Origin of the sequence: Arthrobacter sp. KNU40, assembly GCF_051515115.1 — a bacterium.
Lineage (GTDB): Bacteria > Actinomycetota > Actinomycetes > Actinomycetales > Micrococcaceae > Arthrobacter.
The window spans coordinates 1,607,064-1,632,498 of sequence record NZ_CP195850.1 but is presented as its reverse complement, the minus strand read 5'-3'; the positions used below and the strand labels follow the sequence as shown (position 1 = coordinate 1,632,498).

22 protein-coding genes are annotated in these 25,435 nt (G+C 63.4%); 7 read left to right on the top strand and 15 right to left on the bottom strand.

Annotation, left to right across the window (positions count from 1 at the left end; genetic code table 11):
* Position 1: 1 nt before the first annotated feature.
* From murD to ACSKT0_RS07615, 11 genes are all read right to left on the bottom strand, one after another.
* A complete protein-coding gene (gene murD, locus ACSKT0_RS07665) occupies positions 2–1,603 on the bottom strand; it encodes a UDP-N-acetylmuramoyl-L-alanine--D-glutamate ligase (protein ID WP_437773204.1) in 1,602 nt (533 codons plus the stop codon).
* On the bottom strand, positions 1,585–2,694 hold the full coding sequence (gene mraY / locus ACSKT0_RS07660; RefSeq protein WP_437773203.1) for a phospho-N-acetylmuramoyl-pentapeptide-transferase: 1,110 nt from the start codon (positions 2,692–2,694) through the stop codon (positions 1,585–1,587). Before mraY ends, murD begins: the two co-directional genes overlap by 19 nt.
* A complete protein-coding gene (locus ACSKT0_RS07655; protein WP_437773202.1) occupies positions 2,691–4,181 on the bottom strand; it encodes a UDP-N-acetylmuramoyl-tripeptide--D-alanyl-D-alanine ligase in 1,491 nt (496 codons plus the stop codon). Before ACSKT0_RS07655 ends, mraY begins: the two co-directional genes overlap by 4 nt.
* 6 nt (positions 4,182–4,187) lie before the next feature.
* Positions 4,188–5,825 carry a UDP-N-acetylmuramoyl-L-alanyl-D-glutamate--2,6-diaminopimelate ligase gene (locus ACSKT0_RS07650; protein ID WP_437773201.1) on the bottom strand — a complete coding sequence of 546 codons (1,638 nt, stop codon included), beginning with the start codon at positions 5,823–5,825 and terminating at the stop codon, positions 4,188–4,190.
* A 159-nt stretch (positions 5,826–5,984) separates the two neighbouring features.
* Positions 5,985–7,781, bottom strand: coding sequence for a peptidoglycan D,D-transpeptidase FtsI family protein (locus tag ACSKT0_RS07645; protein WP_437773200.1), 1,797 nt, complete (start codon positions 7,779–7,781; stop codon positions 5,985–5,987).
* Positions 7,782–7,835: 54 nt separating this feature from the next.
* Positions 7,836–8,501: a hypothetical protein gene (locus ACSKT0_RS07640; RefSeq protein ID WP_437773199.1), complete on the bottom strand. Its 666-nt coding sequence runs from the start codon at positions 8,499–8,501 to the stop codon at positions 7,836–7,838.
* Entirely contained in the window at positions 8,498–9,496 is a 999-nt protein-coding gene (gene rsmH / locus ACSKT0_RS07635) for a 16S rRNA (cytosine(1402)-N(4))-methyltransferase RsmH (RefSeq protein WP_437773198.1), read from the bottom strand. Before rsmH ends, ACSKT0_RS07640 begins: the two co-directional genes overlap by 4 nt.
* Before the next feature lie 179 nt (positions 9,497–9,675).
* Positions 9,676–10,107, bottom strand: coding sequence for a division/cell wall cluster transcriptional repressor MraZ (mraZ, locus tag ACSKT0_RS07630; RefSeq protein WP_059389147.1), 432 nt, complete (start codon positions 10,105–10,107; stop codon positions 9,676–9,678).
* A gap of 379 nt (positions 10,108–10,486) precedes the next feature.
* Positions 10,487–10,852 (bottom strand): DUF3040 domain-containing protein, encoded by a 366-nt coding sequence (locus ACSKT0_RS07625; RefSeq protein ID WP_059389148.1) that lies wholly within the window; start codon positions 10,850–10,852, stop codon positions 10,487–10,489.
* A 235-nt stretch (positions 10,853–11,087) separates the two neighbouring features.
* The gene (gene dinB, locus ACSKT0_RS07620; protein ID WP_437773991.1) at positions 11,088–12,290 is read right to left on the bottom strand and encodes a DNA polymerase IV; all 1,203 of its coding nucleotides are present in this window, start codon (positions 12,288–12,290) and stop codon (positions 11,088–11,090) included.
* Positions 12,291–12,472: 182 nt separating this feature from the next.
* Positions 12,473–12,775, bottom strand: a complete 303-nt coding sequence (locus tag ACSKT0_RS07615; RefSeq protein WP_437773197.1) for a hypothetical protein — start codon at positions 12,773–12,775, stop codon at positions 12,473–12,475.
* 22 nt (positions 12,776–12,797) lie between these two features.
* Here ACSKT0_RS07615 and ACSKT0_RS07610 point away from each other — a divergent pair, with 22 nt between their 5' ends.
* Both ACSKT0_RS07610 and ACSKT0_RS07605 read left to right on the top strand, forming a co-directional pair.
* Positions 12,798–12,986, top strand: a complete 189-nt coding sequence (locus ACSKT0_RS07610; RefSeq protein WP_308193892.1) for a hypothetical protein — start codon at positions 12,798–12,800, stop codon at positions 12,984–12,986.
* 89 nt (positions 12,987–13,075) lie between these two features.
* On the top strand, positions 13,076–14,074 hold the full coding sequence (locus tag ACSKT0_RS07605; RefSeq protein ID WP_437773990.1) for a polyprenyl synthetase family protein: 999 nt from the start codon (positions 13,076–13,078) through the stop codon (positions 14,072–14,074).
* Between the two features lie 105 nt (positions 14,075–14,179).
* On the opposite strand, the gene ACSKT0_RS07600 is transcribed toward ACSKT0_RS07605, so the two are convergent.
* Positions 14,180–14,533: an Rv2175c family DNA-binding protein gene (locus ACSKT0_RS07600; protein ID WP_437773196.1), complete on the bottom strand. Its 354-nt coding sequence runs from the start codon at positions 14,531–14,533 to the stop codon at positions 14,180–14,182.
* Between the two features lie 224 nt (positions 14,534–14,757).
* Here ACSKT0_RS07600 and ACSKT0_RS07595 point away from each other — a divergent pair, with 224 nt between their 5' ends.
* Together ACSKT0_RS07595 and pknB are read left to right on the top strand one after the other, a co-directional pair.
* Positions 14,758–16,143, top strand: a complete 1,386-nt coding sequence (locus tag ACSKT0_RS07595) for a LysM peptidoglycan-binding domain-containing protein (RefSeq protein WP_437773195.1) — start codon at positions 14,758–14,760, stop codon at positions 16,141–16,143.
* A gap of 73 nt (positions 16,144–16,216) precedes the next feature.
* Positions 16,217–18,307 carry a Stk1 family PASTA domain-containing Ser/Thr kinase gene (gene pknB / locus ACSKT0_RS07590; protein WP_437773194.1) on the top strand — a complete coding sequence of 697 codons (2,091 nt, stop codon included), beginning with the start codon at positions 16,217–16,219 and terminating at the stop codon, positions 18,305–18,307.
* 106 nt (positions 18,308–18,413) lie between these two features.
* Here the strand turns inward: pknB and ACSKT0_RS07585 are convergent, their stop codons facing one another.
* Both ACSKT0_RS07585 and ACSKT0_RS07580 read right to left on the bottom strand, forming a co-directional pair.
* Complete coding sequence (locus tag ACSKT0_RS07585) at positions 18,414–19,841, bottom strand: class II 3-deoxy-7-phosphoheptulonate synthase (protein ID WP_425550454.1); 1,428 nt, start codon at positions 19,839–19,841, stop codon at positions 18,414–18,416.
* A gap of 66 nt (positions 19,842–19,907) precedes the next feature.
* A complete protein-coding gene (locus tag ACSKT0_RS07580; protein WP_437773193.1) occupies positions 19,908–20,708 on the bottom strand; it encodes a lysophospholipid acyltransferase family protein in 801 nt (266 codons plus the stop codon).
* A gap of 155 nt (positions 20,709–20,863) precedes the next feature.
* Here ACSKT0_RS07580 and ACSKT0_RS07575 point away from each other — a divergent pair, with 155 nt between their 5' ends.
* Positions 20,864–21,679, top strand: a complete 816-nt coding sequence (locus ACSKT0_RS07575) for an alpha/beta hydrolase (protein ID WP_437773192.1) — start codon at positions 20,864–20,866, stop codon at positions 21,677–21,679.
* The gene (locus ACSKT0_RS07570; protein ID WP_437773191.1) at positions 21,672–22,214 is read left to right on the top strand and encodes a hypothetical protein; all 543 of its coding nucleotides are present in this window, start codon (positions 21,672–21,674) and stop codon (positions 22,212–22,214) included. Before ACSKT0_RS07575 ends, ACSKT0_RS07570 begins: the two co-directional genes overlap by 8 nt.
* Positions 22,215–22,255: 41 nt before the next feature.
* On the opposite strand, the gene ACSKT0_RS07565 is transcribed toward ACSKT0_RS07570, so the two are convergent.
* Positions 22,256–23,371, bottom strand: coding sequence for an ROK family glucokinase (locus ACSKT0_RS07565; RefSeq protein WP_437773190.1), 1,116 nt, complete (start codon positions 23,369–23,371; stop codon positions 22,256–22,258).
* A 207-nt stretch (positions 23,372–23,578) separates the two neighbouring features.
* Here ACSKT0_RS07565 and ACSKT0_RS07560 point away from each other — a divergent pair, with 207 nt between their 5' ends.
* The gene (locus ACSKT0_RS07560; protein ID WP_437773189.1) at positions 23,579–25,390 is read left to right on the top strand and encodes an AMP-dependent synthetase/ligase; all 1,812 of its coding nucleotides are present in this window, start codon (positions 23,579–23,581) and stop codon (positions 25,388–25,390) included.
* Positions 25,391–25,435 lie beyond the last annotated feature (45 nt).

Below are 25,435 nucleotides of genomic sequence, written 5' to 3'. Positions count from 1 at the left end.
GTTACTCCTCGGTGGTCTGTGCCTGGCCTTCCACAAGCTCGCGCACTGCCCGGATGAAAGCATCGCCACGGTGAGCGTAGGAAGAGAACTGGTCCATGGAGGCAGCCGCCGGGGCCATCAGCACGGTATCGCCGGGCTCGGCGATACTAGCTGCCGACTCGACAGCATGGGCCATCACGGTGTCGCCGAAGATCGGAGACGGTTCCGCGGCGGTACCAGCTGAATCGGCGGACTGCACCATTTCAGTGTCGCCCTTGGGCTGCCCGATTACGGGCACATCCGCTGCGTGTCGCTTGAGGGAGGCTTCCAGGTCCGCGGTGTCCGAGCCGATCAGCACCACCGCTTTGAGCCTGCGCGCGTTGCTTTTGACCAAGTCGTCGTAGTTGACGCCCTTGGACAGACCGCCGGCGATCCAGACGACCCGATCGAACGCCGACAGGGCCGCAGAAGCAGCATGCGGATTGGTCGCCTTCGAGTCGTTGACCCAGAGGACGCCGTTCTGCCTGGCCACAGGCTGGATACGGTGATTTCCGGGGAGATAGTTCCTGAGCCCCTCACGCACTGCGGCCGGTTCGACGCCGTAGGCGCGCACCAGTGCGGCGGCGGCCAGCGCGTTCGCAACCATGTGTCGCGGCGCAGCCGTGCCCAGGTCGGCCAGGGACGCGAGTTCCTCTGCGGAACTCTTGCGCTCTTCGATGAACGCCCGGTCCACGAGCAAGCCCTCGACCACGCCGAGCATGCTGATGGCCGGAGTCAAGGTGGTGAAGCCGATCGCCCGGCAACCCTCGACGACGTCGGCGTTTTCCACCATGCGTTCGGTCTCGATCTGCTCGGCGTTGTAGATGCACGCCTTCTGGGTATTCTCGAAGATCTTTGCCTTGTCCGCGAGGTAGGACTCGTAGGAGCCGTGCCAGTCGACGTGGTCCTCGGCGACGTTGAGGCAGACGCTCGCCACCGGGGAGAGCGATTCGATCCAGTGCAATTGGAAGCTGGAAAGCTCAACCGCGAAAGCGTCGTACTCCACAGGGTCACGGAGTGCGTCCAGGATGGGGGTGCCGACATTCCCCACGGCGATTGCCTTGAGCCCTGCTGCCTGCAGCATGGCTTCGGTCATGCCCACCGTCGTGGTTTTGCCGTTGGTACCCGTGATCGTGAGCCAGTCCGCCGTCTTGCGGCCCTTGCGTTCGCGCACCCGCCAGGCGAGCTCGACGTCGCCCCACACCGGTACGTGGGCCCTTTTGGCAGCTGCCAGGAGGGACTGATCCGGCCGCCAGCCCGGCGACGTCACGACGAGTTCGGGCTTTTCACCGTCCACGCGGGGCAGCGTTTTGACGGCGTCCTGTCCGAGGAGGACGTCGGCAGCGCCGACAATCTTCAAGGTGTCCGCCTGTGCTAGGGCTTTAGCGCTCGTGGCAGCATCAACAACCACCACCCGGGCGCCGAGTTCGATCAAGGTATCGGCGGCCGCGAAACCGGAGACGCCGATGCCGGTCACGACGACGCGCAGGCCCTTCCAGTCGGAATCCCAACTGACGAGGTTCTCGAGCCGGTCGTTGGCAGAAGGCTTGGTTTGAGGACTTGCGCTCACAGCAGCACCACCCATTCAGCATAGAAAATCCCAAGGCCAGCGGCCACGAACAAGCCACAAAGAATCCAGAATCGGACAACCACCGTGATCTCGGCCCAGCCCTTGAGTTCGAAATGATGCTGAAGGGGCGCCATTTTGAAGACCCGCTTACCCTTGGTGAGCTTGAAGTAGCCCACCTGGATGATGACTGACAGCGTGATGAGGACGAAAAGCCCACCGATGATGCCCAAAAGAAGTTCGGTGCGGGAGAGGATCGCAAAGCCGGCCACCGCCCCGCCGATCGCCAGGGAACCGGTGTCTCCCATGAAGATCTTCGCCGGAGACGTGTTCCACCAGAGGAAGCCCACCAGCGCGGCACTGCAAATAGCTGCCAGGAGCGCCAGATCGAGCGGGTCGCGGACCGAATAGCAGCCGCTGCCCGCCTCGCGGGGTGAACCGCACGCCTGGTTGTTCTGCCAGATTCCCATGAGTGTGTACGCCCCGAAGACCATGATGGAGGCACCGGCGGCAAGGCCGTCCAGTCCGTCCGTCAGGTTGACGCCGTTGGTTGCCGCAGTGACGATCAGGTTCGACCAGATGACAAACAGGATGGCTCCGAGGACGGTGCCCCCGAAGGCCAGGTTCAGCCAGGGAATGTCCCGCACAAGGGAAATATGGGTGGAGGCCGGCGTGATCCCCTGCGAGTCGGGGAAGTTCAGGACGAGTACTGCGAAGACAATGCCGACAAATGCTTGGAGAATCAGCTTGGCCTTGGCATTGAGTCCGAGGCTGCGTTGCTTGGAAATCTTGATGAAATCGTCGAGGAAACCAACGAATCCCATTCCCACCATCAGGAACAACAAGAGCAAGCCCGAGGCCGACGGGCCCGGTGATCGCGGGTTCATCATCCACATGATCAGGTGGGTCAACCCATAGCTGATGAGTACGGCGGCCACCACGACCGTCCCGCCCATGGTGGGAGTACCGCGCTTGGTGTGGTGCGAGGTGGGTCCGTCGTCGCGGATGAACTGGCCGTATCCCTTGGTGACGAGGAACCGGATGAAGAGTGGCGTTCCGACCAAGGCCACCAGGAGGGCCACGCCCGCGCCGATCAACAGTGCAATCACAGCAGCTCGTTCCCTTCATTGGCGGCAGTTGCAGCCGCGGTGTTCGCACTCGTACCGGCCTGTGGAGGTAATGCTATCCGATCCCCCAAATGCCTTAAGCCGACCCCGTTCGAGGACTTGAAAAGCACCAAGTCGCCTGGTTTGAGCTCGGCCTGCAGCAGTTCGTAGGCCTCGTCGGCCGTTTCAGCGAAAATGCATTCGTCGCCCCAGGAGCCTTCCTGGATCGCGGAAATGTATAGCGCCCGGGCTTCGCGGCCAACCACCACGAGCCTGGAAATGTTCAAGCGAACCACTTGCGTCCCCACTATGGTGTGTTCGCGGATGGAATCTTCGCCGAGTTCCAACATCGCGCCAAGCACTGCCCAGGTGCGGCGTCCCTGGCCGAGGTCCGCGAGGGTGCGCAAGGCTGCGCGCATGGATTCCGGATTCGCGTTGTACGCGTCGTTGATGATGGTGACGCCGTCTGCCCGCTCAGTGCGTTCCATTCTCCACCGGCTGGCCGGCGACTGCTCGCTCAGCGAGTCGGCGATCCCGGCTGCAGGGAGGCCTGCCGCGAACGCGGCGGCCGCGGCGGCAAGCAGGTTGGTGACGTGGTGCGCACCGATCAGCTTGCTGTGGACGCGATGGGGGACCCCGCCGTCGGGAAGGATGAGTTCGAACTCCGGGTGGCCGTCCTCATCGATATCGGCGTTCCTGGCTTCGACCTCCGAGCCGGAAATGCCAGTAGCGGTGGTTCCTAGCACTTTTGCCTGGGTGCGGGAGACCATCGCCGCGACGCGCGCGTCGTCGAGGTTGATGACGGCGGTTCCGTCCTGCCCCAGCGCTTCGACGAGTTCGCCCTTGGCCTTGGCTATGTTCTCCACCCCACCGAACTCGCCGGCGTGGGCGGTGCCGACGCAAAGAACGACGCCGATGTCCGGTTGGACCATCTCGGCGAGGTATTTGATGTGGCCAATCCCGGTGGCGCCCATTTCGATCACGAGGTAGCGCGTGCCCGCATCGGCTCCGAACACGGTGAGCGGCACGCCGACTTCACCGTTGTACGAACCCTGCGGTGCCACTGTGGCGCCAGCCCGGGAAAGAATGCCCGCGAGCAAGTCCTTGGTAGTTGTCTTGCCCGCCGAGCCTGTGATCCCTATGACAGTGAAGGGCTCCCCCTGGGCCGCACGTGCGGCACGGATGCGGCGCACGGACTCTGCGGCCAGGGCACCCATCGCGATCACGGCGTCATCGACGACGACGGCGGGGTACTGCCGGCCGTCGTCGTCGGAAACGTCGCGCTCGGTCAGCGCCAGGACAGCCCCGCGCTCGAAAGCGGCGCCCACGTAGGCATGGCCGTCAGCGTTCTCACCTGGTTTGGCCACGTACAGCGATCCGGCCGCCGCCTCACGGGAGTCGGTAACGATGGACGCCGGGACAATCCCCGGGTCCGCTGCCAATCGGCCATTGGTAATATCGGCGATCTCCGCCGCAGTAAGTGCAATCATCTCGGTCTAGGACTCTATCCGCTCGTCCGTGGAAACCTTGAATCCCCTGGCTGTCAAGGCCGCCCGCAGTTCCACCCGGTCGTCGAGGGCAAGGTTGACGCCCTTCACTTCCTGCCAGACCTCATGTCCTCGGCCGGCGATCAGGATGATGTCCTTCTCGGTGGCCAGATCCACGGCTTGACGGATGGCGACGTCCCGGGGGTACGCTTCCACGATCTCGCAGTCAAGGTCCTCCGACTCGCGGGCGGCCCGGGCGCCGGCGATGACTTCCGAACGGATCGCCGCAGCGTCTTCGTCATGGGGATCGTCGTCGCTGACAATCACGACGTCGGCGAGCCGGGCAGCTATGGCGCCCATGGTCGGCCTCTTACCCTGGTCGCGCTGTCCTGTGGCGCCGAAAACGACGATCACGCGGGATCCGGGTGTCTTCGGGCGTATCGCGCTCAGGGCGCGCGCCAGCGCGTCCGGGTTGTGCGCGAAATCGACAACCGAAGCCGGGGCATCGGAAATCAGCTGCATCCGGCCGGGCACAGAAACCGTGAAGGGATCGTGGCTGTCCAGGGCCGCCTGAAGCGCCGACCGGTCGATGCCGGAGTCGAGCACCATGATGGTGGCCAGGGCCGCATTGGCGACGTTGAAATCTCCCGGCAATCCGGTATGGACGCGCAGGACCGATCCATCGCGGTGGCGCAATTCGAAGTCTGTTCCAAGTCCGCGTGGTTTGGAAGACCCGACCGTCCAGTCAGCTTCGCTCCCGGCGGTGGCCGACAGCGTGGTCACGGGAATTCCCGCCTCTTCGGCCAGCAAGCGCCCCCACGGATCGTCCACGGTCACTACGGCCCGCCGTGCGCGCGCTCTCGTGAACAGCTCCGCCTTGGTCCGGAAGTATTCGTCCATGCTTCCGTGCAGATCGAGGTGGTCCTGCGTCAGATTGGTGAAGCCGGCAACGTCGAATGTCACCGAGTCGACCCTGTGGAACGAAAGAGCATGGGAGGACACCTCCATGGAAGCCGCCTCCAACCCACGTTCACGCATGAGGGCGAGCAAGGCATGGACGTCCGTTGACTCCGGCGTGGTCAGCAGACTCGGGATGGCCTCGCCCCCCGCAAGAATTTCAATCGTCCCGATCAGGCCGGGATTCATGCCCAGGGCACGGAGCAAGGAGTTGATGAAATACGTCGTCGTTGTTTTGCCGTTCGTACCAGTTACACCGAAAAGCGTGGGCGAAACCCCATCGAGTGGCTGGCTTCGATAAACGAGGGCAGCGAGGGTGCCGACGGCTGCACGGGGATCGCCAACGATCAGCACCGGAACGGCAAGGTCCTCGAGTGCCAATTGACGGGCGCCGTCCTCATCGGTCACGACGGCAACAGCACCGGCCGCCACCGCTTGGGTGACAAAGTCTGCCCCGTGGCGCGTGGCACCGGGCAGGGCCAAGTACAGGTCTCCCGGCTCGACGGTGCGCGAGTTGAGGGACACCCCAGTGACCGACGTACCGGCTGAGTCCGGGGTCAGCGCGATTCCGAGGGACGATGCGATGGCCTCCAGGGCAACCGGCGCCACGACGGCTGGACGGAAGCCGGGTTTGTCCGTAGCCGGCGGGTTCCCTGTAGGGATCGATACGGCATCATTCTGCTCTGACAAGGTGGTCTCCGTTGGTACTCGTAAAACTGGCCGCGCGGGAACCCTTGGGCTCCCGCAAACGGCATGGGTTGATCTAAATGTGGCCGGACAGATGCCCAACAAGCTTACTTGGCGAAACTGAACTACTTGCCGTACTGGCCTTATTTGCAGTCCTGGTCCTTATTTGCCGTATTGGGGGAACCGCGCCGGAGTGCCGGTGGACGGCGGGACGTTGTAGGTGCGCAGGACCTGGCCCATCACCGAGCGGAAAATCGGTCCTTGGGTGATGCCGTAGATGTTGCCCTTGGGCCTCTGGACAACAACCTCGACGATGAACCGTGGATTTTCCATGGGCGCCATCCCAATGATGGAGGCCGTGAAGCCATCGAAGCCAGGCAGGCCGTCTTCGCGGGGTGCCTCGGAGGTTCCTGTCTTGGCGCCCACCCGGTATCCGTCGATGCCAGCATCTTTCACTTCGCCCATCGTCACGTTGCTCTCCAGGATGTCCCGGACTTGCTGCGCGGTGTCCTTGGTAACGACTTGCCGGGCGTCCTTGGCAGGTGCTTTCGCTTCGACCCCGTCGGCCCCGACGTAGCCGTCGATCAACCTGGGTTGCAGCATCACGCCGTCGTTGGCCACGCTTTGGTAGGCCCGGACGGTCTGCAGCGTGGACTGGGAAACGCCTTGGCCGAACAGGACGGTGTACTGCTGCCGGTCGTCCCATTGATCGGGCTTGGCCAGGATTCCTGAGGCTTCGGCGGGAAGACCAATGTCCGGGGCTTCCCCGATGCCGAAGCGCTGGAGATAGTCATAGCGCTGTTGCCTGCTCAGCCGGCTCCCGATCATCACGGTACCCGTGTTCATCGAATAGCCGAGGATACCGGCGAGGGTCCGCTGTTCGGTTCCGTGAAGGAAGGCATCGGTGAACGTCTGACCGTCGATGGTCACGGCGGGAGGAACGGTAACGGTGTCCAATGGGCTGGACTTTCCTTCATTGATCGCAGCGGACGCGGTGATCATCTTCTCCACCGAACCAGGCTCATAGGCGGCCGTCACCGACCGCACGCCGCGGTCCGCAGCCGCTACTTTGCCCGGGTCGTTGGGATCCGGGGCGTTCGTATCCGCCATCGCAATGAGGTTCCCGGTCTTGATGTCCTCAACGACGATTGATCCCCACTCGGCATTGAGCTGGTTGACCTGGGTCTGGATGGCCTGCTGCGCAAAGTACTGGATGTCCGTGTTCAGCGTCAGCTTGACGTCCTTGCCATTGACAGCCGGGGTCAGCAGATCGGTTGCCACGGGGATACGGAGACCGTCGGCGCCGATCTCAAAGACGCGCTTGCCGTCCTTGCCGCGAAGGAGGTCGTCTTGGGTCTGCTCAAGGCCCGCTTGGCCCGTGGTGCCGTCCTTAAGGAAGCCGATGATGCCACCCGCCACGCTGCCGTTGGGATAGACGCGCTTGCTGATGCCCTCCGAGACGATACCCGGGATGTGGAGCTGGGATATCCGGTCCTCGACGTCCGGCTTCACTTCCTTGGCCACGATGTTGTATTTCTTCCCGCCGGTCACGGCCTGCGTAACCTGGTTGACGTCCATCCCCAGGGCGCTGGAAAGCTCTGCAATCCCCTGGGTCCTGGAGATCTTATCGATGGCTTGGGTCTGGGTGTTGTAGCGCGAAAACTCAGATGTGTTGGTGTTGACCGTTTGGTCCACCACAATGTTGTAGCGGATCACGCTGCTGGCGAGCACGGTGCCGTTGGCGTCAATGATCTTGCCGCGTTCGGCCGGCAGGACGGTGGTGGTCAGCCGGTTGTTGTAGGCAGCCTCGGCCAGGCCACCGACGTCCAGCCCCTGGACGAGGAACAATTTGCCCCCGACCACCAGCAACAGCGTCAGCATGATTCCGAGGCCGAGGCGCAGGCGCTTCTTCGCCACCGGCGTTCTCTTGTTCTTCGATTTGCCGGTCTTCTGCACCACGTCGATTCCTTGCTGCTTGCCTTGCTGGTCACCTGAAATCAGGTCGGCTGGACGCTACTGCCCGGGTACCTTCTGCTGCGGAGCGGGGACCGAACCACCATGGAGATCCACAACCGGCGGCTTGGGTGCCGCAGGAACCGCGGGCGCCTGCGGTTTGGCCGCGGTGGAGTCGGCGGCACCGTTGGGCTTACGGCTGTCCAGTGAATCGTTCTTGGCGGGTGCAGGAGCTGCGACGCTGGACTGGCCTGCAACCGCAGGAGCAGCGATGACGGCACCGGGATTCTGTCCCTTGGTTGCCGGCGTGGCCTTTCCTGTGACTGTCAGGTTGTCCAGATCGATCTGGCCGGTGGCAGTGGAAGCTACCATGCCCAATTCTGCGGCCTTGGCGGCAAGATTCTGGGGAGCCTGGTAGTTCTGGACCTGTTGTGTCAGATCCTGGTTCTGCTTGTTCAGGGATGCAGCGTCATTCCTGAGCTTCACAAGGTCGTATTGGGCCGTGGAAACGGAGATGTTGAGCACCAGGACAGTCAACAAGGCGGCGGCCAGCACGCCGAAGCAAAAGACGACGAAGGGAGTCCGCCGTCGTCCGGGAACACTCTGGACGAGCGAGAGCGGTGTCCGCGCCTTGCGGGTCGTCTCGCGTTCCGGTCCCCGGGCGGGCAGGGCACGCGCGGTGTTCCCCACCGTGGGCGGCAGGATCTTCGCGGCAGCGGTGCTCATGCTGTTCTCCTCGCTTTGATGCGTTCCACGGCCCGCAGGCGGGCAGATGCCGCACGCGGGTTTTCGGCGATTTCTTCAAGTGTGGGCACTTCCGTGCCCTTGGTTAGGGTCTTGAATTCCGGTTTGTGTTCTTCCAGCTCCACGGGGAAGCCCAGCGGGGCGGACGATTTGGACCGGGACTGGAAGACCGATTTCACGATCTTGTCTTCGAGTGAGTGGTAAGACATCACCACTACCCGTCCGCCCATTGCCGAGGCCGAGAGGGCGGCAGGCACTGCTCTCTCCAGAACGTCGAGTTCCTCGTTGACTTCAATCCGCAGGGCCTGGAAAGTCCGCTTTGCCGGATGCCCGCCGGACTTTGCGGCGGCCGCAGGAACAACGCCGCGGATCTGCTCGACGAGCTCCCCGGTGGTGGCGAAAGGCTTGACGGCCCTTGCCGTGACGATGCGGTTTGCGATCCTGCCGGCGAACTTCTCCTCGCCCCACTTGCGGATAATCCGTACCAGGTCTTCTTCGGAATAGTTGTTGACGACGTCGGCGGCAGTCTGGCCGCGGCTGGTGTCCATCCGCATATCCAGCGGCGCGTCGTAGGAGTAGGCAAAGCCGCGCTCCCGCTCGTCCAATTGGAGGGAAGACACACCCAGATCCATGAGGATGCCGTGCACTTCCGGGATTCCAAGGTCTACGAGGACATCTTCGATTTCGTCATAGACGGCATGCACCAAGTCAGTGCGGGCCGCGAAGGGTTGCAGTCGCTCACCGGCGAGGGCCAGGGCCTCTTCGTCCCGGTCTATGCCGACAAGGTGCAGATCGGGGAACCGCTGCAGCATCGCTTCGGAGTGGCCACCCATTCCCAACGTGGCGTCGATGACGACGGGCGTCTCGCCACGGCTGCGGGCGGCCTCAAAACCTGGTGCCAACAAATTGATGCACCGGTCCTTCAGGACCGGTACATGTCGCTCCGAGGTTGGTTTTGGCGCGTCTTGCTCCTCCATGCGGCCTCCTCAGAGCTGAATAGTTCGTCTGTCAGTTGGGCGGGTCGCTTCTTGAGCCGGATCCCCATCCGCGCCTATCGCAGCGTCCGCCTGGCTCCGGGGAAGGTGAGCCAGGAAAACTATGTGATGGGCGGCTGGAGATCCCGTCCAAGAAGCATTGCTGCTTCCTGTCCCGGTTTCTAAATGAACCCGGGAAGGTTGTCGTCGTCGGTCTCCGAGAAGGCGGCTTCCTTCTCGGCCAGGTATTCATCCCAAGCCTGGGCATCCCAGATCTCTGCACGGGTTCCGGCGCCGATGACCGCCAATTCCCGCTCAAGACCTGCGTAGCTCCGGAGCGCCGGCGGAATCGTCACGCGCCCCTGCTTGTCAGGTACCTCGTCAGAGGCTCCGGACAGGAAAACCCGGATGTAGTCACGCGACTGCTTGGAGGAAATGGGGGCCTCCCGCATGGATTCGTGAATACGTTCGAATTCCCGCTGGCTGAAGACGTAGATGCAACGTTCCTGGCCCCTTGTGAGCACCAAGCCGTCAGCAAGTTCCTCGCGGAACTTGGCGGGAAGGATGATCCGGCCCTTTTCATCCAGACGAGGAGAATGCGTGCCAAGAAACACTGGCCCACCGCCCCCATCCGTAAAGGTGCCCGTACCTGCCCCACGCCGCCACTACCCTCTTACTCGCTCCACTTTACTCCACAAGCCCCCACAGTCAACGCAATCCGGCGTGTTTCTGCCCCACTTTCGAACGCGGGAGCCTGAAAACACGTGGATCTCAGTGGTGGTTGGTGGTGGAGGACGCTTTGCGGCGGCCCTCTAGGGAAGCGCTCGACGGCGGCTCCCCCAGCCGCGCTTACAGGCTCACGATGTGCGGCGAACGTGGCGTTAAATGCGAAAAGACCCGATATTCGGGTCTTTTCGCAATCAGGCCGGAGCCTGGTGGTGCAATGTGGAGGACTCGGCATCCCGGTGGAGGACAAGCCCCCTGGTGGAGCGTTCAGCTCTCCTCGCCGCGGCGGCGCTCGTCCCAGCGTTCTTCGAGGTTGCTCATGAATGAGTTCTTTGACTTGCCCGGCTTGGCACTCTTCGACTTCCCGCCGGCTGCCCTTCTCAGGGTGGCAAAGTAAACGCCGGCGCCCATCACGATGAAGCCCAGCACACCAAGGAAGATGTTCTGCAAGGACACACCTACCAACAACAAGAGAATCCCGGCGATAGTGCCTAGAACGCCAATAACGATGTGCCTGGTCGACCATGAGCGAATGGGGTCAGAGCCCATTGAATTGGCAAACTTTGGATCGTCCTCATGCAGTTGCTTCTCGAGTTGCTCGAGGAGCTTCTGTTCGTGCTCCGAGAGGGGCATCGCGACCTCCTTTAGTCGGCCAGCGTCTGGATACGCCGCGGCCGTTGCCTCTGTTCCCTTGAACGGACGAACCCAAAAAAGGGTTCCCGAAGACCGGGTCTTGTGAACACGGTCTCACGGAACAGACGCAACATGGCAATTTATCCAGACGGTCTAAATCTGTGTATCTCTAGGATAGTTTGTTGGCCGCTGTTCTGAAAGACACCCCGGAGGGCACGCGGGGGCTCTTCGAAGCCTAAGGAGAACCCGGCCCGCCGGGCTCCGCATTCGGCTCCAGAAGCGTCGCCGGAAGAACAGTCTTGCTGCCGAATCGCTCGGTGACACGGTCAAGCGCCTTTTCAGCCGCCCGCCAGTTGTCGTCCCTGCGGTCGAAGCTCAACTGCAGCGAGGTGTGTTCCGCCGGTTCGAGCTGCTCGGCCCTGACTCCAACAAGGCGCACGCTCATGGGCCGCTCCCCCAAGGACGCCAGCAACTGGTTCGCAACTTGATAGATCAACTGGGCGCTGTCTACAGGCGTATGCATTGTCTTACTGCGGCTGATTGTCGAAAAATCCGCATAGCGCAGTTTCAACGCGATGGTCCGGGCCAACATTCCGGCTGTCCGCAGCCGTGAAGCAGTTCGGTGGGAGAGCCTTAGCAACTCGCGCTGCAGGAGTGCGTCATCCGGAGTGTCAACAGCGAACGTCTCCTCGGAACCGATGCTCTTCTCGAGGCGGGTAGGCGTGACCGGCCGCGGATCCAAGCCCATCGACAATCGGTGGACGTGCTCGCCCGACGCTCCGAGGACCTTTTTCAAGGAAGACAGCGGCGTGGCCGCAACGTCAGCCACGGTACGGATCCCCAGCCGGGCGAGGACATCGGCGGTCTTGGCCCCGACTCCCCATAAGGCGTTCACGGGCAGGCTGTGGAGATAGGCTACGGTCTGCCCTTCTTCAATGAGCAGCAGTCCGTCGGGTTTGCAGCGCGTAGAAGCAATTTTGGCAACGAACTTGTTGGCCGCTATTCCCACGGACGCAGTGATTCCGAGCTCGGACAAAACGCGGCGCCGGATCAAATGGCCGATCTGGAGAGGCGGACCAAGCCTCCGGATCGCGCCACCGACATCCAGGAAAGCCTCGTCGACACTCAAGGGCTCCACGAGGTCCGTTATCGATTCGAATATGCCCATCAACTCCCGGGACACCTCGTAGTAGAGGCTGTGGCGGGGCTCGATGATGACAGCGTTGGGGCACATCCGCATAGCGTTGGCCATGGGCATGGCAGACTTCACGCCCAGCGCCCGCGCTTCGTAGGAGGCGGACAGTACAACTGAGCGATCCACCGGGAAGCCGACAATGACGGGTTTTCCCTTGAGTTCAGGCCGGGTGCGCAATTCCACCGAGACAAAGAAGGCATCCATGTCGACGTGGAGGATGCTGGTGCGCCTCAGTTCCCGCAGGGCAGCGGGATCCGGGGCGGATTCTTGTCCGGGGCCCCGCCCGTTGTTCTCTGCTTGTGGTCTCACAAGGAAATCCTATGCCGCGGCACTGGTTACTGGTGGCCGCATCCGGCGCCCTAAACTGGAGGCAGCATCCGGCGTCGTCCCCAGGAGGAAATCCCTGTGAAGCTCTTTGGAAAGCCTCAACCCGTCAGTATGGCCTTGCTGGCCACGGGCGTCGCGTTGACCATCTCGGCTTGCGGGTCGTCCCCCGCGGGCACGGCATCCCAAGGGGCTGCGCCAACATCGTCCGGGGCGGCCCCTGCCTCGGCAAGTCCGGCGTCGGCCACCACGTCCACGGCGGCTGCAGGAGCTTCGGCGACGGTCGGCGCCCTGGTTCCGGGATTCCCGCAACAACTGATTCCATTGATGCCCAAGGCAGCGGTGGAATCGAGCAGTTTCGACAAGAACTCCTCCCCGGCGTCGGTGGCCCTGGTCGGCACCATTGCGTCCCCATCGGACGCAGTAGTGGCCTTTTATACCTCTGCGCTCACGGCGCAGGGCTTTAAGGAAGTTCCCGGCAGCACCGTGGGAAGTATCAAATCAAAGGATTTCCTCCGTGGCGACAATGAAACCGTGAATATCTCGGTTGTGGAAACAGCGGGCAAATCCACGTTCACCATCGGTGCCAACGTGGCCGCCGGGTCAATCAAGTGACCACCGAGAGCCTAGGTTCGGAACAGAGCCGTTTCGTGGCCGACGTCGCGGCCAAACTAAACGGTTTCCTTGCGGTGCAACAAGAAACCATGGCCACCATCTCCCCCGATGTCGCTCCCCTCATGGGCTCAATCACGAGCCTCGTGACAGGTGGCAAGCGGCTCCGGGCCTTGATGTGCTACTGGGGGTGGCGAGGTGCCGGCGGTGAGTCCGCACATCCGGACATCATTACTGCCGGCTGCGCTTTGGAACTCTTCCAGGCAGCAGCCCTGATTCACGACGACATCATCGACCGCTCTGACACTCGGCGTGGCGGTCCAAGCGTCCACAAGCGGTTCAGCCAGCTCCATGAGGGCGAGGGCTGGGCCCTCGACAGCGAGCGCTTCGGACATGCGGCCGCGATCCTCACCGGAGACCTCTGCCTGTCGTTCAGCGAGGAAGCGTTCACCGAGATTGGCGGCAGGGCTGCAACAGGCACGCCTGCGCGGCGGATCTTCAACCTGATGCGCGCCGAGGTCATGGCCGGCCAATACCTGGACATCCTGGAGGAAGTTGCGGGCCCCGTGCGGGACCGCGCAGGTGCCGTCCGCCGCGCACAGTCCATCATCCGATTCAAATCGGCGAAGTACTCAACGGAACACCCCTTGGCCCTTGGTGGCGCCTTGGCCGGTGCCAGCGAAGAGCTCTTGCAAGGCTATTCCGCTTTCGCGTTGCCCCTTGGTGAAGCTTTCCAGCTCCGCGACGACGTCCTGGGGGTGTTCGGAGACCCCGGGACGACAGGAAAGCCTGCAGGAGATGACCTCCGCGAAGGCAAACGGACTGTGCTGGTGGGCTTCGCCATCAACCAGGCCGGGGCTACTGATTCGAGCTACATCGATACCATGCTCGGACGGCAGGACCTTGGCGAGGCCGAGGTTGCCGAGATCCGGCGGATCATCGTAGATTGCGGAGCGCTCGAAGCCACGGAATCCATGATCGAGGAACTCAGCAACGAAGCTTTCGAGGCCTTGGAAAGGCTCCCCTTGGCTGAACTCCCGCTTACCGCGCTCAGGCGGTTGGCCGAAGCCGCCGTCAGCCGGGCCGCATGAACTCTTGGAGAAATCCACGTTAAGGGCAGTCTAAATACCTGCCTTAAATACAGTGGTGGCGATCAGCAATCTGATCGCCACCACTGTATTTAAGGCAGGAGTCCCTTACCAGGCAAGCGATTGGGCCCTGCGTCGGATTTCAGTTTTGCGCCCTTCACGGAGCGCGTCGACAGGGCGGCCACGCAGCGACTCATCTGGAGTGAAAAGCCACGCGATGAGCTCCTCATCCGTGTACCCGGCATCGCCAAGCACTGCGATGGTGCCCTTCAGGCTATCCACCACATGACCGTCCTGGATAAAGAGGGCAGGAATCGAACGGATATTGCGTGCGCCCACTCTCACAGCCACCACTGCACGCTCATCCAGAAGACCGTGGACCTTGGTGATTGAAACGTTCAGCAGCTCTGCCACATCGGGCAGCGGCAGCCATTCGGAAACGAGGCTTTCTACATTACTCACGGATCAAGATTGCCACGCCCGCGCGCTTTGCGCCTAGCCGGACGGACGGCACGGGCGGAATTTGCGTCCCCGAATTGCCCACGAATCGAATGCGCCGGGATTTCTTGTGCGGAATCGAAAAATGTGAGAGATTCACATTGATCACATTTGCATCACTACTAACTTTAGTAACACTGGCAACAGCGGCATTCCCAACATCCGCTGCTGAGATGAGGATTGCTCCCATGACGACGCCCCGCTCGCCCAAGAAGACAACGAGCATGCCCATAATTGCGGCCACCACAGCGGCGCTGCCCGCCGTCATGCTCTCTTCGTTGGCGCTCGCCCAGCCGGCAACAGCGCTTCCAGCGGCACAAACCCAGAGGATCCCCGCATCGCTGACCGCGGCCATGCAGGCCCAGGCCGCAGCCGTATCCGCAAACGTCATTCCCGCCTCCGCGGTTGCCGCGACCATCCCGACTGCCATGCAGCCCATGGCACCGACGGCTCCGGCCACGTACACGATCGTCCGGGGCGATACCATCAGCGGCATCGCGGCCCGCTACGGGCTGAACACCAACACCGTCCTGCAGCTCAACGGGCTCTCGGGCAACACCATCATCTACCCGGGACAGCAGATCAAGTTGTCCGGTTCCGCGGCTGCTCCAAGCGCCCCGGCACCCGCGCCCGCCCCGGCACCCAGCCCGGCGTCGTCGTCGGCTGCCAGCTACACAGTCGTGTCCGGGGACACCCTGAGCGGCATTGCCGCCCGCCACGGAGTGGCGCTGTCGGACGTCTTCAGCTGGAACGGCCTCAACGGCCGGTCCATCATCTACCCGGGACAGAAGATCAAGGTTGGCCCGGGAACGAACGCACCAGCTCCGGCTGCCCCGGCTCCAGCGGCATTGGCCCCTGCTTCAGCTCCGGCTGCCCCGGCAGCGCCGGCACTTGCCAACAGCGGCTCGTACACGATCAAGTCGGGTGACACTCTGGGCGGCATTGCGTCCCGCCTTGGCGTGTCCTTGTCATCGCTGCTCTCGGCCAACAGGCTATCGATGAGCACCATCATTTATCCGGGGCAGAAGCTCGCCATCCCGGGTGCTCCTGCAGCCTCGGCTCCGGCCCCGGCTCCGGTCAGCACTCCCTTGGTTCCCAGCACGTTCCTGGGCTACACCTACCCGGAGGCGGTGGTCAGTTCGGCCAACGCGAACAAGGCCCTGCTCAATGCGTCCCCGGTGCCCAGCACCGCCCAGATGAAGGGGATCGTAGCCGATACCGCGCGCCGGATGGGGGTGGACCCGTCTCTGGCCATGGCGTTCGCCTACCAGGAATCCGGCTTCAACCAGCGTGCCGTCTCTCCCGCCAACGCCATCGGCACGATGCAGGTGATTCCCTCCTCCGGAGAATGGGCTTCCCAACTGGTGGGACGCAAGCTCAACATCCTGGACCCGTATGACAACGTGACCGCCGGCGTCGCCATCATCCGGGCCCTCGTCAACACCAGCAAGGATCTGAACACGGCCATCGCAGGCTACTACCAGGGCCAGTACTCGGTGAGCAAGCACGGGATGTACGACGACACCAAGGCCTACGTCGCCTCGATCCTGTCCCTCAAGAAGAACTTCAGCTAAATCAGGCCGCCGAACACGGGCCCGGATCGCACGGCGATTCGGGCCCGTGTTTTTGCTCAACTAGGATCGTAGGGTGCAGGAACAAGTTTCGGACCAACTCCTCGGATCCCTCGTGGACGGGCGCTACCTGGTGCGATCGCGCCTCGCGAACGGCGGAATGTCAACCGTCTATCTCGCCACCGACGAGCGGCTCGACCGCGACGTGGCGCTCAAAGTGCTGCATCCCCACCTGGCCAATGACCAGAATTTCCTCGACCGCTTGCAGCGCGAGGCCCGGGCCGCGGCGAGCCTTTCCCACCCGCACGTCGTAGGTGTCCTCGACCAGGGACAGGACGGCCACATTGCGTACATCGTTATGGAGTACATCAAGGGCCACACCCTGCGCGACGTCCTCAACGAGAAGGCAGCCCTTCCGCCCCGGCTGGCCTTTGCCCTGATCGACCCCGTCATCGAGGGGCTCGCGGCCGCCCACGCGGCAGGGCTCATCCACCGCGACGTGAAACCGGAAAACGTCCTCATCGCCGACGACGGGCGCATCAAGGTGGGCGACTTCGGCCTGGCCCGGGCGGTCACAGCGACCACCAGCACCGGCGCCCTCATCGGCACGGTCGCATATCTGGCTCCCGAACTGGTCCTCGGCAAAGCCGCGGACGCCCGGAGCGACATCTACTCCACCGGCATCATGATCTACGAAATGCTTACCGGCGAACAACCGTATGCCGGCGACGTTCCCATCCAGGTTGCCTACCAGCACGTCAACGCGGCCGTCGCTCCGCCGTCGCTCGCGGTGCCCGGCCTTGCCGCCGATGTGGACGAACTGGTCCAGTGGTGCACCGCAAAGGAACCCGAAGAGCGTCCGGTGGACGGCTCCGCGCTCTTGTCGGAACTGCGGCACATCCGCACCACCTTGAGCGACGCGCAACTGGATATCAACCCGCCGGCCGCCAAGGCGGCGATGCCCGAAGGGCAACAAGAAGCGGCCGGGGCAACCGCGGTAGTCGCCCCTTTCCACGCCGAACGTACGGAGCCCCTGGAACGGATAGGCCGCCCGACGGAGATCATCTCAAGCCAGCGCAATCCAACCACAGTGCTTCCGCCGTCGGGATTCTCCCCCGGTGCCGCAGCTTTCGACATCCAGGTGCCACAGGACCGCGAACCCCTGGATCCGGCCGATGCCCCGCCGAGCAAACGCGACATCAAGCGGATGGAGCGCCAGGAAGAAAAGGACCGGGCCCGGGCCGCGGCCACGCCGTCGCGCTCTTTGCGGGAAGGCAACCCGCGCCGCCGGGCCGTGATCTGGACGATTGTCGTGATTGTCCTGGCGATCCTTGCCACTGCGGCTGGCTGGTTCTTCGGCATGGGGCCCGGTTCGCCCGGAACCATACCGGACATCAAGAACAAGACGGTCGCCGAGGCACAGCAGCTGCTGAGAACCGCCGGCTTTCAATCCGAGCCAAAAGACGTGTTCGACGACGACGTCACGGCCGGTTTGGCTGTTGGAACGGAACCCGCTTCCGGCCAAGTAGTCCGGAAGTTCCAAGGGGTGTCGCTCTTCGTCTCGAAGGGTCCGCAATTGTTTCCGCTTGCCACGATGACCGGCCTGACACTTGACCAGGCAAAGAATGCCCTTGGTGTGGCGGGGATGGCGCTCGGCAAAGTCACCGAGCAATATGACGACAAAGTGCCTTCAGGCACGGTCATCTCCCAGTCTCCGGCCCAGGACACCGGGGTCCGCCACGGCACCCCGGTGGCACTGGTGGTCTCCAAGGGACCGCAGCCGCTCCCCGTACCGGATGTCCGCGGCATGAGCCAGCAAGCCGCTGTCAAAGCGATCAGCGACGCCGGATTGACCGCAAAAATATCTCCGGACCCCGTCAACGACAAAAAGGTCCCCGCGGGAGCCGTGGTCAGCCAGACACCTGCCAACGGCACCTTGATCCGCGGCGACGCCGTCACGTTGACCCTCTCCAAGGGTCCGAAAATGGTGCATGTCCCCAACTTCATCGGCAAACAGGCGGACGCCGCCCGCAAGGCCCTGGAGTCGCTCGGATTCGAGGTCAAGATCAACAACATCCTGGGTGGCTTCTTCGGCACCGTCCGCGACCAGAACCCCGTGGACAGCGATGCCCCGGAGGGCTCCGTCGTCACACTGACCGTTGTGTAGGACGCGCCCATACAGGAAAGGCGATCCGGAATGTTCCGGATCGCCTTTCCTGTATTCGGGCCTGCTGCTGGACTAGCGCTTGGTGGGGATTAGCGCTTCGTGGGGACTACCGCTTGGTGAGGGCTCCAGCCACGAGGAACGCCATCTCGAGGGACTGCATGTGGTTCAGGCGTGGATCGCACACAGACTCGTAGCGGTCCAGGAAGGCGTCCTGGTCAATGGGATCGGCGCCGCCAAGGCATTCCGCGACGTCGTCGCCGGTCATTTCCATGTGCAGGCCACCGGGTACCGTCCCGAGTGCGTGGTGGACCTCGAAGAACCCGCGGACTTCGTCCACGACGTCATCGAAGTTGCGGGTCTTGTACCCGTTGGGCGAGGTGACCGTGTTCCCGTGCATGGGGTCCGTGACCCAGAGGACCTGGGCGCCCGACGCAGTGACCTTCTCGACGACGGCGGGCAGCTTCTCGCGGATGTTCTTGGAACCCATACGGGTGATGAAGGTAAGGCGGCCGGGCTCGCGGTTCGGGTCGAGCTTGTCAATGAGCCGCAATGCGTCGTCTCCGGAAGTCCCGGGACCGAGCTTGACGCCGATCGGATTGCGCACCCGGGACAGGAAGTCCACATGCGCATGGTCGAGCTCACGGGTGCGCTCACCGATCCAGAGGAAGTGCCCGGAAGTGTCGTAAGGAAGTCCCGTGCGGGAGTCGATGCGTGTCAGGGCCCGCTCGTAGTCGAGCAGGAGTGCCTCGTGGCTCGCGAAGAACTCCACGCGCTTGAGGGCTTCGAAATCGGCACCGCAGGACGCCATGAACTTGATGGCGCGGTCGATGTCCCTCGCCAAGGACTCGTAGCGGGCATGGGCCGGGTTTTCGGTGAAGCCCTTGTTCCAGAGATGCACCAGGCGGAGATCGGCGAAGCCGCCCTGCGTGAAGGCGCGAATAAGGTTCAGCGTGGAAGCCGAGGTGTGGTACGCCTTCAGCATGCGGCTGGCATCGTGGGCGCGGGACTCCGGGGTGAAATCATAGCCGTTGACAATGTCCCCGCGGTACGCGGGCAAGGTCACGCCGTCGCGGGTTTCCTCGTTCGAGGACCGGGGCTTGGCGAACTGGCCGGCCATGCGGCCCATCTTGATGACGGGCATGGCCGCACCATAGGTAAGCACAACGGCCATCTGCAGGATGGTGCGGACCCGGGCGCTGATCTTGTCAGCTGTCGCGTCCTCGAAGGTCTCGGCGCAGTCGCCGCCCTGAAGCAGGAATGCCTTGCCCTGGGCTGCAGCTGCCAGACGCTCGCGCAAGATGTCGACTTCGCCCGCGAAGACCAGCGGCGGAAGCACGGACAGTTCTTTGACGGAGGCATCGAAGACGCCCCTATCGGTCCAGGTGGGTTGCTGCGAGATGGGCAGCTGGCGCCAATCGTCCAAGCCGGGATAGTTTGCCGCGCCGCTTTGCGCGGTGCTGGTCAGGGGGCTGCCCAGGGAACTGGTCACGGGGCCGGTCATGGACGGTGCGGGGTTCGCGGATAGCTCAGTCACTCTCCAAGACTAGTTGCCTTGCCCGCTGTTCGGGGCATGGCTTCCGTAACCCTTATTGGCAGGCCGTCACACTTTCCCGGGCACTGCGCCGTCGCCGTCCGGGCCCGAACTGTTGCCGGGCGGGCGCCTGCCCTCGTCGCCGTCGTCGGCTGGATTCGCTTCGCTTCCGCTCACCGGCTCCGGCGGCTGCCCGGCCAGCCGCTGCTTGACGACGGCGGCGTATTCGTCCACGTATTCCTGCCCCGAGAGCCGCATGAGTTCGTACATGATCTCGTCGGTCACGGCGCGTTGAACGGCACGCTCTTCTTCTTGGCCGTAGTACCGGCTGAAGTCCAAAGGTTGCCCGAAAATGATCCCGATCCTGCGGATGTTGGGCAAACGCTTCCCGATGGGCTGGACTTTTTCGGTGCCGATCATCGCAACGGGAACAACGGGGACCCGGGTTTGGAGCGCAAGTTTGGCGACCCCCACTTTGCCCCTGTAGAGCCTGGCGTCTGGGCTGCGGGTGCCTTCAGGGTAGATGCCCAGCAGGCCGCCGGCGGCCAGGACGTCCCTGCCGGCCTGCAGGGACAACTCGGACGCGGCCCCGCCCGAACGGTCCATTGGCAACTGGTTGGTGAGCCGGAAGAACATGGCCGTAAGCCTGCCTTTGAGCCCGGTACCCGTGAAGTACTCGGACTTGGCAAGGAAACTGACGCGCCGGGGCACCATCACCGGCATGAAGATCGAGTCGGAAAAGGACAAATGGTTGGAAGCGAGAATCGCGGCGCCATCCTGGGGAACATTGTCGAGGCCCTTGACCCACGGGCGGAACAGCAATTTGAGAAGCGGACCCAAAAAGATCCGTTTCATGACCCAATAGAACACTTTGGTTCCTCTCCGGGGCGGCGTCTGCAAGGCGTCCGGACGGTCCCGGCCCGCACTCAGAAGCCACCATACTCCAGTGAGAATTGTCCCGAACAGTGACACGATGGACACATCACGGAAAGCAGTGCCGCCAACAGAGTAGCCTCGGAGTCATCATGAACACTCTCCCCGATCCCTCGCCGTACACCAGCGACTTCACCGGTAGTGGACCCAGTATCGGCGTCGTGATGAGCCACGGCTTCACGGGCAGTCCGCACAGCATGCGCCCCTGGGCCGAGTACTTGGCGGCCGAAGGCTTCGCTGTCCGTCTCCCTCTGCTTCCAGGCCATGGGACCACGTGGCAGGACATGGCCACGCGGCACTGGCAGGAGTGGCACCACGCAGTGGATGCGGCGTATCTGGAGCTCCAGGCCGAGTGCGACTTCGTCTTCGCCGCCGGCTTGTCGATGGGAGGGACACTGGCTCTGCGGATCGCGGCCACCCGGCCCGTGGCCGGTACCGTCGTCGTCAATCCGGGACTGGTGATCGACGATCCCCGCGCCGCCGTGGTCGGCATCCTGAAGCACGTCATGAAATCCACCCCGGCCATCGCCAACGACATCCTCAAACCCGGCATGGACGAGGGCGCGTACCCGAGGACACCGGTCGCCGCCGCCCATGAGTTGAAGAAGATGTACAAGGACACCATCACTCTGCTCCCCCGGATTTCCGCACCGGTGCGCGTCTTCCGTTCCTCGGTCGACCACGTGGTTTCCGACCGGAGCATCACGCAGTTGAAGGAGCGGGTCACGGCTTCGATGGAGTTCAGCACCTTGGAGAACAGTTACCACGTGGCCACGCTGGACAATGATGCCTTGGAGATTTTCCGGGGCTCTGCCGAGTTCATCAAGAAGACCATGGCAGGGCTGACAAGCAGTTCGGCCCCCGCCAGCCAGTCCGGTACCGAGCTCCGGGATTCACCCCATGAATAGGCCAGGGCCTGACTCCCCCGACCAGAGCGCCAACAAAGACGACGACGCCGTCTGGCTCGATTTGGTGGCCCGGCTTGAGTCGATGCCTTCATCGGCCCTCGACGAGGCGCCGACGTCGGCGGAGGGCGGCAACGATTCCGGAACAGGGCCGGGTCCAGGTCCGGACGACGTTCCGGGGCGCTCATCGTCACGTTCCTTCCAAGACTTCGACCCTCTTGGATTGTCTAAACAGGGCGCCGCAGAAGAACCCACGGGCGGCGGGGAGCCCGGTCCGCGCGACTACGACGTCGAGGATGAGAACGGCTTCGTCCCGGAGGATCCGCCGAGCCTGGCCGGCACCGAACCCCTGACCATGCTCGCCTGGATCGGAGCCGTGGGCGGCCCGCTTGCCCTGCTGTTCACCGCCATGTTCTGGCGCTCGGCGCCGCTCCTCGCAGTGATGGGCATCCTGGCGACCTTTCTGGCCTCAGTGGTGTACCTCATCATGAAGCTGCCCCAGGAAAAAGACGAGAACGACGACGGCGCCCGCGTCTAAGCGGACTTCCGCACTGCGCATCCCCTCGCGGCTGGGCCCGTCTACCCGCGCGCCCTGCCGCTGACCCGGGACAGGTCGGCAGCGCCGATCATCCCCGCTCGCGGTCCCAGCGCAGCGAGCTTGATGGCGGCCGCGGGACGGAAACCACGGCCGGTGAGGTTCCGGGTGAATGCTGTCCGCGCAGGGCCCACGAGAAGCTCACCGGCATCGCATAGCCCACCGCCGATGACGAATGTCCCTGGGTCGAGCGCAGCAGCCAGGTTCGCCAGACCAAGCCCGAGCCAGTGCCCCACTTCTTCCAAGAGCTCCCTCGAAGCGGAATCTCCGGCTTTCGCCCGCTCCGTCACGGTAACGCCCGTGATGTTCTCAGCCGAGCCTCCGGCAGCCTTGAGCAATTCGTAGGCAACAGGTGAATTCCGGAGGGCCAGCTCACGGGCTTCCCTGCCAAGCGCGTTACCGGAGGCATATTGCTCCCAGCATCCGCGGTTGCCGCATTCGCAGCGGTGCCCGCCGGGCACCACGATCTGGTGGCCGAACTCCCCCGCGACGCCGAACCGCCCACGCTCCACTCGTCCGTCCATGACCATGGCACCACCGATGCCGGTGCCAAGCGTAATGCAGACGAGGCGGCTCTCGCCTTGCCCTGCGCCGAAGCGCCATTCAGCCCAGGCAGCAGCGTCGGCGTCGTTGGTGACGAGTACCGGGCGCCTCAGCAGGCTCTGAAGGTTTTCGCGCAGCGGCTCGTTACGCCAGGCGAGATGGGGGCTGAAAAGCACCGTGCCGCCGTCGAGATCCATCCAACCGGCAGCGCCGATCCCCACAGAGGCGATCCGGTGGTTTCTGCCCAATTCCTGGACAAGCTCGACGATCACTTGCTCCACGGCCCGGGCGTCATTGCCCGGAGTGGAGCGCCGCGCTTCGTCGACCACCCGGCCCGAGGGATCCACGACTCCCGCTGCCACCTTCGTGCCGCCAATGTCGATCCCGATCGCAAGCCCCCTGCGGCCGAGATGGGAACGGCGCGCAGCCCATGGCACCGACTCCCAGCGCAGGCCGCCGTGCGTGGAGCCGGGGCGCCGGCCGGTTGACGCCGAACCGGACCAGGAAATCTTCCGAACGCTTGCCGGGATCTGGTCGTTGGATGAATTCAGAGGCATGTCGCCATCCTATTCCGAGCGCCCCATATGTACTGACATGTTGGACCCTCGGAAGGAGCGCCCGCAGGCCTGCATTGGCGGAATCCCAGGCTTCACGTAATGTTACTCATCAGTAACTTGAGTAAGGTGAATTGCGCCACACCCATTACTTGGCCGTATAGAGTTAGAGCAGCCCCGCAATGGTCTGTTGATATCGAAGGAGCTATCGTGCGTGAATTCAGTGTTCCGCCCCTGGTGAATGTTGCCCCCGAAACCAACATCACGGACCTTGTGGTTCGCCAGGCCGCCAAGACATCCAACCCGGCACTGTTCGCCAAGCTCGACAGCGCCGGCCAATGGCAGGACATCCGGGCAAAGGACTTCCTCCAGGACGTGTCGGCGCTGGCCAAAGGCCTGATCGCCAATGGTGTCGGCGTGGGCGACCGAGTGGGCATCATGTCGAGGACCCGCTACGAATGGTCCCTCGTGGACTTCGCCGTCTGGTTTGCAGGCGGCATTTCCGTGCCGATCTATGAAACGTCATCGCCGTCACAAGTGGCCTGGAACCTCGGCGACTCCGGCGCAGTCGCGGCATTCGCCGAGTCGGCACACCACGAAGACGTCATCCGCCAGGCCGTCACCGCCGAAGGCCTCGGCTCAGTGGCCCATGTCTGGCAGCTTGAAGGCGGCGGCCTTGACGCGCTTCGCAGCGCGGGAAGCGGTGTCAGCGACGAGGAACTCGAGGCGCGCCGCAGCAGCGCGGAACTCGCCGACGTCGCCACGATCATCTACACCTCCGGCACCACGGGGCGTCCCAAGGGTTGCGAACTCACGCACGGAAACTTCGTGGAGCTCTCGGAGAACGCTTTGGCTTCCCTTGGCGACGTCGTCAACGAGACCGCCAAGACCATCATGTTCCTCCCTCTGGCCCACGTCTTCGCCCGTTTCATCTCGGTTCTGGCCGTCGCCGCCGGCGCCCAAGTGGCACACACGCCGGATATCAAGAACCTGCTTGCAGACCTGCAAAGCTTCCAGCCGTCCTTCATCCTGGCTGTTCCGCGTGTCTTCGAGAAGGTCTTCAACTCGGCGCTCACCAAGGCGGAGGACGGTGGCAAGGGTGCCATCTTCCACAAGGCCGTCGACACGGCGATCGCCTACTCCAAGGCGCAGCAGGAGGGATCCCTTGGCTTGGTGCTAAGGCTCAAGCACGCCGTATTCGACCGTTTGGTGTACGGGAAGCTTCGCGCTGCCATGGGCGGCCACGTCAGCCACGCCGTCTCCGGTGGCGGTCCCCTCGGCGAACGGCTGGGCCATTTCTTCCACGGTATCGGCTTGCAGATCCTCGAGGGTTACGGCCTCACAGAGACCACGGCACCCATTTCAGTCAACACCCCGTCCCTGATCAAGATCGGCACGGTGGGGGCCCCGCTTCCCGGAAATGCGGTCAGGATCGCCGACGACGGCGAGATCCTCGCCAAGGGCGTCTGCGTCATGAGGGGCTACTTCAAGCGGGATGACCTCGCCGCGGAAACGTTCGTCGACGGGTGGTTCCGCACAGGTGACATCGGCGAACTGGACGAACAGGGTTTCCTGAAGATCACCGGCCGCAAGAAGGAAATCATCGTCACGGCGAGCGGCAAGAACGTCGTGCCTGCCCTGCTGGAGGACCAAATCCGTGCGGACGCCCTGGTGTCCCAGGTCCTTGTGATCGGCGACAACCGGCCCTTCATCGGCGCGCTGGTCACCCTCGACGAGGAAGCCCTGCCCGGCTGGCTCGAGCGCCACGGCCTTCCCGCGTCCACGACGACGACGGCTGCCGCGGACAACGCCCTCGTCCGGGCTGCCGTCCAGGAACTGATCAGCCACGCCAACCAGTCCGTCTCCCACGCGGAGGCGATCAAGTCGTTCCGGATTGTGCCGTCCGACTTCACCGAGGCTTCCGGTCACCTCACGCCGTCGTTGAAGGTCAAGCGCGCCCAGGTCATGAAGGACTTCGACGCAGTGATCGAGGAAATGTACTCGGCGCCCAAGGCTTCCTGACGCGCCGCACCCCGACGCATCAGTCAAAGCATGAAAAAAAGGTCC

What these genes read in the sequence shown, in the direction of transcription:
- murD (WP_437773204.1), bottom strand. Translation starts at nt 1,603, where the DNA reads ATGGGTGGTGCTGCTGTGAGCGCAAGTCCTCAAACCAAGCCTTCTGCC.
- ACSKT0_RS07655 (WP_437773202.1), bottom strand. Translation starts at nt 4,181, where the DNA reads ATGATTGCACTTACTGCGGCGGAGATCGCCGATATTACCAATGGCCGA.
- ACSKT0_RS07640 (WP_437773199.1), bottom strand. Translation starts at nt 8,501, where the DNA reads ATGAGCACCGCTGCCGCGAAGATCCTGCCGCCCACGGTGGGGAACACC.
- rsmH (WP_437773198.1), bottom strand. Translation starts at nt 9,496, where the DNA reads ATGGAGGAGCAAGACGCGCCAAAACCAACCTCGGAGCGACATGTACCG.
- ACSKT0_RS07625 (WP_059389148.1), bottom strand. Translation starts at nt 10,852, where the DNA reads ATGCCCCTCTCGGAGCACGAACAGAAGCTCCTCGAGCAACTCGAGAAG.
- ACSKT0_RS07615 (WP_437773197.1), bottom strand. Translation starts at nt 12,775, where the DNA reads ATGGTGCCGACCAGGGCCACCGACGCCGGGGAGGAGTTCTTGTCGAAA.
- ACSKT0_RS07605 (WP_437773990.1), top strand. Translation starts at nt 13,076, where the DNA reads ATGGCCACCATCTCCCCCGATGTCGCTCCCCTCATGGGCTCAATCACG.
- ACSKT0_RS07595 (WP_437773195.1), top strand. Translation starts at nt 14,758, where the DNA reads ATGACGACGCCCCGCTCGCCCAAGAAGACAACGAGCATGCCCATAATT.
- ACSKT0_RS07575 (WP_437773192.1), top strand. Translation starts at nt 20,864, where the DNA reads ATGAACACTCTCCCCGATCCCTCGCCGTACACCAGCGACTTCACCGGT.
- ACSKT0_RS07570 (WP_437773191.1), top strand. Translation starts at nt 21,672, where the DNA reads ATGAATAGGCCAGGGCCTGACTCCCCCGACCAGAGCGCCAACAAAGAC.
- ACSKT0_RS07565 (WP_437773190.1), bottom strand. Translation starts at nt 23,371, where the DNA reads ATGCCTCTGAATTCATCCAACGACCAGATCCCGGCAAGCGTTCGGAAG.